This window comes from Rhizobium sp. BK196, assembly GCF_014193255.1.
Classification (GTDB): Bacteria; Pseudomonadota; Alphaproteobacteria; order Rhizobiales; family Rhizobiaceae; genus Rhizobium.
The window spans coordinates 381,482-394,320 of record NZ_JACHZB010000002.1; the positions used below are offsets into that span (position 1 = coordinate 381,482).

General features: G+C 61.4%; 11 protein-coding genes. 7 read left to right on the top strand and 4 right to left on the bottom strand.

Annotation, left to right across the window (positions count from 1 at the left end; genetic code table 11):
- Positions 1-2 precede the first annotated feature (2 nt).
- Genes FHT78_RS08375 through lpdA form a run of 7 tightly spaced genes read left to right on the top strand, consistent with a single transcriptional unit; the run spans position 3 to position 8,064 of the window.
- Positions 3-770 carry a 3-hydroxyacyl-CoA dehydrogenase gene (locus FHT78_RS08375; protein WP_183742477.1) on the top strand — a complete coding sequence of 256 codons (768 nt, stop codon included), beginning with the start codon at positions 3-5 and terminating at the stop codon, positions 768-770.
- Between the two features lie 23 nt (positions 771-793).
- Positions 794-1,981, top strand: a complete 1,188-nt coding sequence (locus FHT78_RS08380; protein WP_183742479.1) for an acetyl-CoA C-acyltransferase — start codon at positions 794-796, stop codon at positions 1,979-1,981.
- Positions 1,982-1,994: 13 nt separating this feature from the next.
- Positions 1,995-3,122: an acyl-CoA dehydrogenase family protein gene (locus FHT78_RS08385; RefSeq protein WP_183742481.1), complete on the top strand. Its 1,128-nt coding sequence runs from the start codon at positions 1,995-1,997 to the stop codon at positions 3,120-3,122.
- A gap of 60 nt (positions 3,123-3,182) precedes the next feature.
- Entirely contained in the window at positions 3,183-4,415 is a 1,233-nt protein-coding gene (locus FHT78_RS08390) for a thiamine pyrophosphate-dependent enzyme (protein WP_183742483.1), read from the top strand.
- Between the two features lies 1 nt (position 4,416).
- Positions 4,417-5,430, top strand: a complete 1,014-nt coding sequence (locus FHT78_RS08395; protein WP_183742485.1) for an alpha-ketoacid dehydrogenase subunit beta — start codon at positions 4,417-4,419, stop codon at positions 5,428-5,430.
- A gap of 3 nt (positions 5,431-5,433) precedes the next feature.
- The gene (locus FHT78_RS08400; protein WP_183742487.1) at positions 5,434-6,663 is read left to right on the top strand and encodes a dihydrolipoamide acetyltransferase family protein; all 1,230 of its coding nucleotides are present in this window, start codon (positions 5,434-5,436) and stop codon (positions 6,661-6,663) included.
- A 3-nt stretch (positions 6,664-6,666) separates the two neighbouring features.
- Positions 6,667-8,064, top strand: coding sequence for a dihydrolipoyl dehydrogenase (gene lpdA, locus FHT78_RS08405; protein ID WP_183742489.1), 1,398 nt, complete (start codon positions 6,667-6,669; stop codon positions 8,062-8,064).
- 26 nt (positions 8,065-8,090) lie between these two features.
- On the opposite strand, the gene FHT78_RS08410 is transcribed toward lpdA, so the two are convergent.
- The 4 genes from FHT78_RS08410 to FHT78_RS08425 all read right to left on the bottom strand — a co-directional run bounded on the left by FHT78_RS08410 (position 8,091) and on the right by FHT78_RS08425 (position 12,644).
- On the bottom strand, positions 8,091-8,549 hold the full coding sequence (locus FHT78_RS08410; protein ID WP_183742491.1) for a helix-turn-helix domain-containing protein: 459 nt from the start codon (positions 8,547-8,549) through the stop codon (positions 8,091-8,093).
- 226 nt (positions 8,550-8,775) lie between these two features.
- Positions 8,776-9,915 carry a glycosyltransferase gene (locus FHT78_RS08415; protein WP_246715195.1) on the bottom strand — a complete coding sequence of 380 codons (1,140 nt, stop codon included), beginning with the start codon at positions 9,913-9,915 and terminating at the stop codon, positions 8,776-8,778.
- 742 nt (positions 9,916-10,657) lie between these two features.
- Entirely contained in the window at positions 10,658-12,043 is a 1,386-nt protein-coding gene (locus FHT78_RS08420) for an ATP-binding protein (RefSeq protein ID WP_183742493.1), read from the bottom strand.
- A 217-nt stretch (positions 12,044-12,260) separates the two neighbouring features.
- A complete protein-coding gene (locus FHT78_RS08425) occupies positions 12,261-12,644 on the bottom strand; it encodes a hypothetical protein (protein ID WP_183742495.1) in 384 nt (127 codons plus the stop codon).
- Positions 12,645-12,839: the final 195 nt, after the last annotated feature.

A 12,839-nucleotide genomic window follows, 5' to 3' on the forward strand; every position in this document is an offset into this window, starting at 1 on the left:
CCGTGCAAATCCGCGGCGCAAGTTTCATCATTACTGGCGGCGGCTCAGGGCTCGGGGCGGCGACTGCACGTATGCTTGTCGAAGCCGGGGGACGTGTGACGATCGCCGATCTCAATTTCGAAGCAGGCGAGGCGATCGCCCGTGAGCTGGGACAGGATGCGCGCTTCATCAAGGCCGACGTGACCGATGAAGAGGACGGTGCGGCGGTGATTGCCACGGCCGCGGATGCCTTCGGGCCGCTTCGTGGGCTTATCAACTGCGCCGGCGTGGCGCCGGCCGAAAAGGTGATCGGGCGTGACGGCCCGCACCGGCTGGAGAGCTTTGTCCGAACGATCGGCATCAATCTCATCGGCACCTTCAACATGATCCGGCTTGCCGCTGCCGCTATCCAGGCTGCGCAACCGGATGCGGAGGGCGAGCGGGGCGTGATCGTTAATACGGCTTCGGCCGCCGCTTTCGACGGACAGATCGGTCAGGCAGCCTACGCCGCCTCCAAGGGCGGTGTCGCCGCGATGACGCTGCCGATCGCCCGCGAGCTTGCGCGTCACGGCATCCGCGCTGTGTCGATCGCCCCCGGCATATTCGAAACGCCGATGATGGCCGGCATGCCGACGGAGGTCAGGGAGGCGCTCGGTAAGAGCGTGCCTTTCCCACCGCGTCTCGGGCATCCGGCGGAGTTTGCCGCACTGGTGCGTCATATCCTGGAAAACAGCATGCTGAACGGCGAGGTCATCCGCCTCGACGGCGCACTGCGCATGGGTGCGCGCTGAGCGCCTGGCCCGAAGGAGGAAACATGGCCCTGCAGGACCCTATCGTCATCGTCGGTGCAGCCCGTACGCCGATCGGCAGTTTTCAGGGTGAACTCAAGGACGCCGCGGCCCCTGAGCTTGGCGCAACCGCAATCCGCGCAGCACTTGAGCGTAGCGGTGTCGCCGCTGACGCAATCGAGGAGGTCATTTTCGGCTGTGTATTGCCGGCAGGACAAGGTCAGGCGCCGGCCCGTCAGGCGGCGATCCATGCCGGGCTGCCCTTTGCGACAGGCGCGACCACGGTCAACAAGATGTGCGGCTCCGGCATGAAGGCGGTTATGATGGTCCATGACCTCATTGCGGCGGAAAGCGCTTCGGTGGCGGTCGCAGGTGGCATGGAAAGCATGACGAACGCGCCCTATCTCCTTGATCGTGCCCGTGCGGGTTACAGGCTCGGGCATGGGCGGGTTGTGGATCACATGTTCCTCGACGGGCTGGAGGATGCTTATGACAAGGGGCGCTTGATGGGCAGCTTCGCGGAGGATTGCGCCGAAGCCTATCAGTTCACGCGCGAGGCGCAGGACGCCTATGCGATGACCTCGCTGACACGGGCGCAAAGGGCGATTGCTGAAGGCTATTTTGACAGAGAAATCATGCCCGTGACGGTGAAGTCCGGCAAGGCCGAGCAGGTGGCGAGCCGTGACGAACAACCTGGCAAGGCAAAGCCCGACAAGATCCCGACCCTGAAGCCCGCTTTCCGCGACGGCGGCACGGTGACGGCTGCCAATTCCAGCTCTATTTCCGATGGTGCCGCTGCGCTCGTTCTGATGCGCCGCTCGGAGGCAGAGCGGCGTGGGCTGAAGCCGCTAGCCAGCATTCTCGGTCATGCCACGCATTCGCAGGCCCCAAATCTCTTCGCCACCGCGCCAATCGGCGCCTTGCAAAAGCTCTCCGATCGCACCGGCCTGCCGCTCTCCGAGGTCGATCTCTTCGAAATCAACGAGGCCTTCGCCGTCGTGGCCATGGCTGCGATGCGCGACCTCGACCTGCAGCACGATAGGGTCAATGTACATGGCGGCGCTTGCGCGCTCGGGCACCCGATCGGTGCGTCCGGTGCGCGTATTCTGGTGACCCTGCTGTCGGCGCTGGAACGCTATGACCTGAAGCGCGGCATGGCTGCACTTTGCATCGGTGGCGGCGAAGCAACCGCCGTCGCCATCGAGCGGCACTAGGGAAGGGGAGCCGATGATCCTTTCCGAACTTCAGCAGCAGATCCGCGATCTTGCCCGCGACTTCGCTCAGGAAAGGCTGGCGCCAGGGGCGGCGAAACGCGACCGGGAATCTCTCTTTCCCCGCGAAGAATTGAAAGAAATGGGCGAGCTTGGGCTGCTCGGCATGCTGGTGCCGGAGGCCTATGGCGGATCGGATACGGGCGTCATCGCTTATGCCGCAGCACTTGAGGAGATCGCCGCCGGCGACGGACCGTGCTCGACGATCATGAGCGTGCACAGTTCGGTCGGATGTGTGCCGATCCTGAAATTCGGCGATGAGGGGCAGCGCCAGCGCTTCCTGCCGAAGCTTGCCAGCGGCGAATGGATCGGCGGTTTTGCGCTGACCGAGCCGCAAGCCGGTTCCGATGCCTCGAACCTGAAGACACGAGCGCGGCGCGACGGCGATGACTATGTGCTTGATGGGGCCAAGCAGTTCATCACCTCGGGCAAGAACGGGCAGGTCATCATCGTCTTTGCCGTCACCGATCCGGATGCCGGCAAAAAGGGCATCACCGCCTTCATCGTGCCGACGGATACGCCTGGTTATGAGGTTATCCGCGTTGAGGAAAAACTCGGACTGCATTCCTCCGACACCTGCCAGATCGCCTTCACCGGCATGCGCATTCCGGCCGAACTCAGGCTAGGCGAGGAGGGTGAGGGCTACCGGATCGCGCTTGCCAATCTCGAAGGAGGACGGATCGGCATTGCGGCCCAGGCCGTCGGCATGGCGAAGGCGGCCTTCGAGGCGGCGCGCGACTACGCCCGCGAACGCAGCGCCTTCGGCAAGCCGATTGCCGAACATCAAGCCGTCGCCTTCCGGCTCGCCGACATGGCGACCAGGATCGAGGCGGCGCGCCAGCTCGTTTTCCATGCGGCCTCGCTGAGGGAGGACGGGCAACCTTGTCTGTCGGAAGCGTCGATGGCCAAGCTCTTCGCTTCGGAAATGGCTGAACGCGTCTGTTCCGACGCGATCCAGATCCACGGCGGCTATGGCTACATGGCCGATTATCCGGTCGAACGCATCTACCGCGATGTGCGCATCTGCCAGATCTATGAGGGAACAAGCGACGTGCAGCGCATGGTAATTGCCCGCAACCTATAACAATGAGGCCTGGCTTCTGGAGGAGAGGAGGGGCCGATAAAAGGGAGGAAAAAAGACCATATGGTGGAATCTGCGCGTTTGAGCCTGCACGTCCCCGAGCCCGCCGTCCGCCCGGGCGGCCGCCCCGATTTTTCCAACGTCAAGATCGCCAAGGCCGGATCCGTGCCACGGCCGGCGGTTGATGTCGCGTCTGAAGAGATCCGCGAGCTCGCGTATTCGATCATCCGCGTATTGAACCGCGACGGCGAGGCCGTCGGTCCGTGGGCTGGCTCATCGAGTGATGAGGAATTGCTGACCGGGCTTCGCAACATGATGAAGTTGCGGGCTTTCGATGCTCGCATGCTGATGGCGCAGCGGCAGGGTAAGACTTCCTTTTATATGCAGCATCTCGGCGAAGAGGCGGTCAGCTGCGCCTTCCGTAAAGCGCTGCAGAAGGGAGACATGAATTTCCCCACCTATCGCCAGGCCGGCCTCCTGATCGCCGACGACTATCCGATGGTCGAGATGATGAACCAGATCTACTCGAACGAAAGCGATCCGCTGCATGGGCGCCAGCTGCCCATCATGTATTCCTCCAAGGAGCACGGCTTCTTCACGATTTCGGGCAATCTCGCCACGCAATATGTGCAGGCGGTCGGCTGGGCCATGGCCTCGGCGATCAAAAACGACAGCCGCATTGCGGCTGCCTGGATCGGTGACGGCTCGACGGCGGAATCGGATTTTCATTCGGCTCTGGTTTTCGCCTCCACTTACAAGGCGCCCGTCATCCTCAATATCGTCAACAATCAGTGGGCGATTTCCACCTTCCAGGGCATCGCCCGCGGCGGATCCGGCACGTTCGCCGCCCGTGGCCTCGGCTTCGGCATTCCGGCGCTGCGGGTCGACGGCAATGACTATCTCGCCGTTCATGCCGTCGCCCGCTGGGCGGCGGAGCGGGCACGACTCAATCTCGGCCCCACACTGATCGAATATGTCACCTATCGCGTCGGCGCCCATTCGACCTCCGACGATCCGAGCGCCTATCGCCCGAAGACGGAATCGGAAGCCTGGCCGCTCGGCGATCCCGTCTTGCGGCTGAAGAAACATCTGATCGTCAGGGGCGTCTGGTCGGAGGAGCGCCACACACAGGCTGAGGCTGAGATCATGGACGAGGTGATCGAGGCGCAGCGGCAGGCCGAACAGCACGGCACGTTGCACGATGGCGGCAAGCCCTCGGTGCGAGACATCTTCGAGGGCGTCTATGCCGAGATGCCGCCGCATATCCGTCGCCAGCGGCAGAAGGCGGGGTATTGATATGGCCCGGATGACGATGATCGAGGCCGTGCGCAGCGCCATGGACGTCTCGATGGCGCGCGACGACAATGTCGTGATCTTCGGTGAAGACGTCGGCTACTTCGGCGGCGTCTTCCGCTGCACGCAAGGTCTGCAGGCAAAATACGGAAAGACGCGCTGCTTCGACACGCCGATCAGCGAATCCGGCATTGTCGGCACAGCGATCGGCATGGCGGCCTATGGGCTCAAGCCCTGCGTCGAAATCCAGTTCGCCGATTATATGTACCCGGCTTACGACCAGCTGACGCAGGAGGCGGCGCGTATCCGCTACCGTTCCAATGGCGATTTCACCTGCCCGATCGTCGTACGCATGCCGACCGGCGGCGGCATTTTCGGCGGCCAGACGCATAGCCAGAGCCCGGAAGCGCTGTTTACCCATGTCTGCGGCCTGAAAGTGGTGGTGCCGTCCAACCCCTATGACGCAAAGGGCCTGCTGATATCAGCGATCGAGGATCCCGATCCCGTCATGTTCCTGGAGCCGAAGCGGCTCTATAACGGACCTTTCGATGGCCATCACGAACGGCCGGTGACGCCCTGGTCGAAGCATGATCTCGGCGAGGTGCCGGAGGGGCATTTTACGATCCCGATCGGCAAGGCAGAAGTGCGGCGCACGGGCTCGGCCGTCACGGTCGTTGCCTATGGCACGATGGTGCATGTGGCGCTCGCCGCCGCCGAAGATGCCGGCATCGATGCGGAAGTAATCGATCTCCGGAGCCTTTTGCCGCTCGACCTCGATACGATCGTCAAATCCGTCACCAAGACCGGGCGCTGCGTCGTCGTGCATGAAGCAACTCTGACATCGGGTTTCGGCGCGGAGGTCGTGTCGCTGATTCAGGAACATTGCTTTTATCATCTGGAAGCCCCGGTCGTACGCGTCGCCGGCTGGGATACGCCCTATCCGCATGCGCAGGAGTGGGATTATTTCCCGGGACCCGGCCGCGTCGGACGAGCGCTTGCCGAAGTGATGGAGGCCTGAATCATGGGCGAGTTCATCATCAAGATGCCCGACGTCGGCGAAGGCGTCGCCGAGGCAGAGCTTGTCGAATGGCATGTGAAGACCGGCGATCCAGTACGCGAGGACATGGTGATCGCCGCCGTCATGACCGACAAGGCGACCGTCGAAATTCCCTCGCCAGTCAGCGGCACGGTCACCTGGCTTGCCGGTGAGATCGGCGATCGGATAGCCGTCAAGGCGCCGCTGGTGCGCATCGAGACGGCAAGCGGGGCCGGAGAGGTGGAGCCTGAGACCGCCCCTCAGCCGCAGCCGGCCGAGACTGTGAAGGCACAAGCTCCGAAACCTGTTGCAAAGGCGCCGGCGCCGGCAGCTCCGCCGGCTGAAAAGCCGCTCGCTGCGCCGTCGGTACGGCTGTTTGCCCGCGAGAGCGGTGTAGATCTGAGGCAGGTGCAGGGTACAGGTCCGGCCGGACGCATCCTGCGCGAAGATATCGAACAGTTCCTGAACCAGGGTTTGTCGCCCGCTCCGGCGCGTACCGGCCTGGCAAAGAAGACGACGACCGAGGAGATCAAGCTGACGGGTCTTCGGCGCCGCATTGCCGAAAAGATGGTGCTTTCGACCTCACGCATTCCCCACATCACCTATGTGGAGGAGGTGGATATGACGGCACTTGAGGAACTGCGCGCCACCATGAATGCCGACCGCAAGGCCGAGCATCCCAAGCTGACGGTGCTGCCCTTCCTGATGCGGGCGCTCGTCAAGGCGATTTCAGATCAGCCCGACGTCAACGCCACCTTCGACGACGACGCCGGCGTCATCACGCGCCATAGCGCTGTGCATATCGGCATTGCCACGCAGACGCCGGCGGGGCTCACCGTGCCCGTGGTGCGCCACGCCGAAGCGCGCGGCATTTTCGATTGTGCAGCTGAAATGAACCGGCTGGCGGAAGCGGCGCGCTCCGGTACGGCCACCCGCGACGAACTGTCAGGCTCCACCATCACCATCAGCTCGCTCGGCGCGCTCGGCGGCATCGTTTCCACGCCCGTCATCAATCACCCGGAAGTGGCGATCATCGGCGTCAACAAGATTGCCACGCGGCCGGTCTGGGACGGTGCGCAATTCGTGCCGCGCAAGATGATGAACCTCTCCTCCAGCTTCGATCACCGCATCATCGACGGCTGGGACGCGGCGACCTTCGTACAGCGCATCCGCACGCTGCTCGAAACGCCGGCGCTTATTTTCATCGAAGGCTGAGCCATGAAAGAGATTGTCTGCAAGCTCCTCGTCATCGGTGCCGGCCCCGGTGGTTATGTCTGCGCCATCCGCGCCGGCCAGCTCGGTATCGATACCGTTATCGTCGAGGCCGGTAAGCCCGGCGGCACCTGCCTGACCGTCGGCTGCATCCCCTCCAAGGCGGTGATCCATGCCGCAGAGGAATTCGACGCCACGCAGAAAATGCTGACGGGCAAGAGTCCGATGGGCATCCGCGTCGAAGGCGTCTCGATCGATCTGGGAAAAACGATCAGCTGGAAGGACGGTATCGTCGGCCGGCTGACGAGTGGCGTCTCCGGCCTGTTGCAGAAGGCGCGCGTGAAGATCGTCCACGGCCGCGCCCATTTCCGCGACGGCAAGACCGTCGAGGTAGAGACAGAAATCGGCCAGCAGATCATTCGTGCCGAGACCGTCGTCATTGCTACCGGCTCCGATCCCGTGGAGCTCCCGAACCTGCCTTTCGGCGCCCGCGTTATTTCTTCGACCGAGGCGCTGTCTTTGGGCGAATTGCCGAAGAATCTCGTCGTGGTCGGCGGCGGTTATATCGGGCTGGAACTTGGGACAGCTTTTGCGAAGATGGGGTCACAGGTGACGGTGGTCGAGGCGACGCAGCAGGTGCTGCCGCAATATGATGCCGATCTCGTGCGGCCCGTCATTCGCAAGATGACCGAGCGCGGCATCCGCGTCTTGACCGGGGCGAAGGCTGTCAGCCTTTCCGATGCTGGCGACGGACTTCTCGTCGAAACGCCTGACGGCCGGCAACAGGTGCTTGCTGCAGACCGTATTCTGGTGACCGTCGGCCGCCGTCCGAGAACGGCAGGCTCAGGCCTCGAAGAACTCGATCTCGACCGCGCCGGCCCTTTTCTCAGGATCGACGATCGCTGCCGCACATCCATGCGCGGCATCTATGCCATCGGTGACGTTACCGGCGAGCCTATGCTGGCGCATCGGGCCATGGCGCAGGGGGAAATGGTGGCGGAGATCGTTGCCGGAAAGAAGCGCGCCTGGGACAAGCGCTGCATTCCGGCGATCTGCTTTACCGATCCGGAGATCGTCAGCGCCGGCCTGTCCCCGTCAGAAGCACGCGCCCAGGGCTATGATATCAGGACCGGCCAGTTTCCCTTCAGCGCCAATGGACGGGCGATGACCATGCTCGCCGAGGAGGGATTCGTGCGGGTGGTGGCGCGGGCCGACACCAATCTGATCCTCGGCCTGCAGGCGGTGGGCGCTGGGGTCTCCGAACTTTCGGCCGCCTTCGCGCTTGCGATCGAAATGGGCGCGCGGCTGGAGGATATCGCCGGCACGATCCATGCGCATCCGACGCGCAGCGAGGCGGTCATGGAAGCGGCGCTGAAAGCCCTCGGGAACGCTCTTCACATGTGAGGATCATCGGACAGTATCGCCCGCATTCACTCTGTGCGGGATTCCTGTTCGTCCATTCTCAACGCGTTCCGCGGAACGTCGCCGCTTTCGGCCTGCGCCATCGCCTTGACGAGTGAGATGACCGTCTCGCGAATACGCCGGTCCTCGATCTTCATGAAGGCCCTGTTGAGGACGAGGCCTTCCTTCGACCGCAGAAATTCTGCGACCGGGTCGACAGGGGCAGACAAATCAAGGCCCGCAAGGCTCGGCGCTTCCCAATCATCCTGCTCGAAAAAGAAAGCCGGCGAGGTGCGCAGTACATCGGCGATCTTCTGCAGGCGGCTTGCGCCGATGCGATTGATGCCCTTTTCGTATTTCTGAACCTGCTGGAAGGTAACGCCGATCTGTTCGGCGAGCCGCTCCTGGCTCATGCCGAGAAGTTGTCTGCGCCTGCGCATGCGCATGCCGACATAGGTATCAATCGCGTTCGGTGTCTTGACGTTCATGGCTTACCTTCTGTCTCTTTCGCATTCATTCCACAGACTTGTAGACGGCATCGGATCGCTTTTCCACGATTTGTTTTTAATACCGCATGATGGCGGATGTTGGCCGGCTCTGCTTTCGATGAGCTTGACGCAGAATACAACGCGCGTTAGGAGCAGGACGCAGGCGGCCGGCCATTCCTCGATCACTACCCACGCACCAGCGTCATCATCGCCATCAACCTGAGCTTCACGCGATGTGGTGCGATTGTTCGGCATCGCGGCGATGTGTGACGCGTCGCGATGCCGCAACTTCGATGTAAAATTGCAGCACCTTGGCAACGCCTGCCGCTCGGGAGAAAGGCTCCATGTCGTAGTCCATGCGCGCCAAACGGCTATCGGCGTCGGACCCAAGCGCATCCGCCAGAGCTTCCGACAGATTTTCGACGGAGCCCGGCTCGACGAAGCGCACCGGATGTTCACGCAGATATTCCGACGGCCCCTCTGTCGCCGAGGCGATGATCGGCAGCCCCTCATGCATCGCCTCGAGAATGGCAAGCCCCGCCGATTCCTCGCGTGACGGCGAGACGAAGAGATCCAGATTGCGCAGGAACCCCGGCACATTGTCGCAATGGCCGAGCAGATGGACGCGGCTGTCGCCCTTGGCAAGCTTTTCCAGTGCTGGGCGTTGCGGTCCTTCACCTGCGATCACCAGGGCAGCGTCTGCAGGTGCGGCCCGCACAAAGGCCGATATCAGAACGTCGTTTCCTTTGCTGGGATGAAGGCGACCGACCGCACCGACGAGCCTGGTTCCAGGCGGAATGTCCAACTCGGAGCGCAGGTTGAGAGCCTTGCCATGCTTGACCTCCGGCAACCAGTTCCAAACCAGACCCGCATGTCCGGTATAGGCGCCGAGGCGCGGCAACTGTGCCCGGTTCACACAAATCACCCCGTCGAGCCGCGCGTGCTGCTTGGCTTTGAACCCGACATGCAAAGTGGCAACTCTGGTGACGGTATCAGGAACAGTCGCAAGCGCCTTGCAGCCGGAGCTTAGATGACCATGCGCGATGTCGATGCCTGCCATGGCGATCAGCCGTCGCAGCCGCATGCGCCGCAGAAACGGTGTCGTAAACCGGTGAAGGATGACCTGCCGGTTGACAAGCTCGGCGACCGGGAGGCCGCGTGGCACGACAAGATGGACCTCGTGCCCGAGGGCGGCTTGCCCGTTTGCGAGATCGATGCAGTATCGCTCCGATCCTGCAAGTTCGGACGCAAACAGCACATGCAGGATACGTTTTGTTGCGGGTGGCATGCAATCGGCTGAATAATCGCCGCCCGCCTGAAATTGCTGAATCTGCTTCACTTTCACGTTCGGGTCTTTATTGGCCATAATCGCTGTTCCCAATGACAGGACGCGACTACGGCACGCAGCCAGGTGAAAGTGGATAAAGTCTTGTTAAGAGATGTGGGCGATCTCTCGTCAGAACCGCGTCAGGCGTTGGACGCTCGATACAAGATGTTGCGGTGGACGCGGCGTTTACGAAGAGCCAATACTTCGCAAGATCACGGTATGCGAACCGAAAAAACTCCCCAGGGCCACGATCACAACGTAACACCATGGGGCAAGGAAGAGTGCCGTGGCCAAACAGGACGAGAGACAATAGTTGGCAGCCGCCCGCTGTTTTCGGCCGGTTCCCTGACGAGCCCAGCTGCCGAGCGACGCAAGACACGAGCCTGTGCAAAGTGTTGCAAGAAACACGAACTGGACACAGCTTGCCCCGACCAGGAAAAGCACGAGAGCGCATATTGCGAAGTTGATCGTCTCTCGACTGGCGATCGAAAAAGAAAACCGGGTGCGAAGCCAGTTCTTAGCGAGACGTATCGACGACCTATCCGAGGCCGGCTTTCTGGTCATCATCGGTGGTTCCAGGTGGACGAAACCAACTACGCCACAGATCTCCGCGAAGGTGGATGAAGTGATGTTAAGAGGCGTTTCGAGCATGGGCTTGTTCGATGCGAGGCTCTGTCCTTGAAGCGGATCGCCGGTCTTCAAAAGACCGCATGATGCCACGATCTCGGTCGCCAGCCAGGCACGGTTGATCTAGCTTGCTTGTTTCGGCGCTTGCGATCGCTCAAACGTTCACAGGCCTCGGCGAGCGCGTCTCTTCTCGGGAAGTGGCGACGATCGGTTCAACAGGCGGCAGCCCGATCTCCACGATCAGGCCATGGGGCACGGCGTTAGCCAGCGTGAGCGTGCCCGAATGAGCTTGAACAATATCCTGGACGATAGACAATCCCAGGCCAAATCCACCCCGGTCGTTCCGTGCCGAATCCAATTTATAGAATGGCTCCAGGACGTTGGCCTGAAACTCGGCAGGAATGCCGGGTCCGTCGTCGGTGACGCAGATGCTGACTGTACGATCTGGTTTGACGAGAAGCTCGACATCGACATGTCCGGCGAATTTCGTGCCGTTGTCGATAAGATTGGCGATCGCGCGCTTCAGCGCGTGAGGTTTGCACGGATAGGCGAAGCGCTCGGGTCCACGATATGCCACCGAGTACCCCATATCGCCAAAGTCATTGCAAGCCGTCACGATCATGCTCGGGAGATCCGCCCTGAGCTGGTTCTCTTTGGATATGTCTTTTCGCAGATAGACCAGCGTCTCTTCGACCATGAGTGTCAGAGCGTCAACGTCGGCCAGCAGCGAGTCTCGCAGCAACGGTTCGCTGGAGCGCTCGGCCCTCAGGCGCAGACGCGTTAGCGGAGTCCTGAGATCGTGGCTAATTGCATGCAGCATGCGCGTGCGCGCATCGATCATGGCACGTATGCGGCTTCGCATATCGTTCAACGACTTCGCAAGCGCCCTGACTTCGAGTGAGCCAATCTCCTCGAACGGACGCTCCGAGCCTTTGTCCGGATCGAGATCCTGCGCGGCGCGAGAAAATCGAAGAAGCGGCGAGGCGATCATCCGACTTCCGTAGAGCGACAGCAGAATGACCGGCACGATGAGTGCCATCGTTGCCAGAAGATCGCTGATTTCGCGATCGGTGATGCGCGAGTCATGCACGGCAGGCGGCGGTGAGAAAGCCAGGGCACGATCGTGATCAACCGCAACCACGAGCACCTGCGTCAGATGACCCGTCGTCGTCCCCGAACGAAGTATGACGTCTGTTGTCGGCGAGAGATTGTTTTTTATCTCCTGGCGGAAGTCATCCTCTTCTACCGGCTGTTCAGAGCCGTGCAGTTCGACGGCTGGCACTTCTTCGACCTGCAACCCCGTCTTCGTGACCGTGTCGAGGATAGTCGACGTCTGTCCCGTCGTTTCCGCTGCGCGTAACATGTCGACCACGAGTTCTATGCGCATTGCAACGGCCCGCGCCTGGGAGACACTTTCCGGTTCCTTGATCGTCAGATGCTCACTGACAGTGCCGAGGATCGCAAAAAGCACCACTGGCCCGATCGCAAGCAATGCAATCTGCCTGCGGATCGACCCCGCAAAAAATCGCGCCAGTATCATTCCGCGCTTTCCTGTTGTCACAATCAGTTATCCGCTGAGCCGTCGCGACTTTCTGCCTTATAACGTCACAAATGTCGCTGAACTGCTTGCATACAGCTCAATCACGTCAACTATGCGCGGCAAGGCCCAGCGATGTCACTCGGAGAGATGTTTTTATTTGTTAAGGCGTGGGTGCCAGTTGCTGAGCAAAGAGGCGGGATGCAAGTCCTGCCCGCGTCTAGTTGAAGCGCGTCGTCGAGGAGGGCGGAAATGCCGCGTCAGGAGAGCCGAGATTCCTGCGAACCCTTTTGAGGAACGCCTCCCTGTCGAAGAGAGCCGATTGGTCTGCTGTCGCGGGGGCGTGGTTGGGCAGCACAAAGGCCTGGATGTTTACAACAGGAAGATTGCAGAGAGTTCGAACCTCCCCGATCGCCGACGTAACCGTCACGACGATCTTGCACGGGAGACGTTCCAGCGCGAGCTCCAGCTCCGTCCTGTTTGAGACATTGCTGACGTCGAAGCCACCGCTTCGCAAGACTTCGCTAGCGAAATATGATCCTCGTTGGCCCGGAATATAGACGAGAACCGATTGCAGGTTGGACGCTTGGCTTGTGCCGCTCATCGACGTTTCCTATTGGACATCGGCCTCGAAGCTAACAGACCGCGTTTCAAAAGTGGGTTACGTTATGTTAAGTCCTGTGTGCCGCGGTCTTTCGCGTTCACTCAGCAACCTTCGTGTCAACCGCACCGGCTGAGCGTTCCGGCATGGACGGCGCCCTCTCCGGGTGACGACGACGCAATTGCCTGGGACTATCTG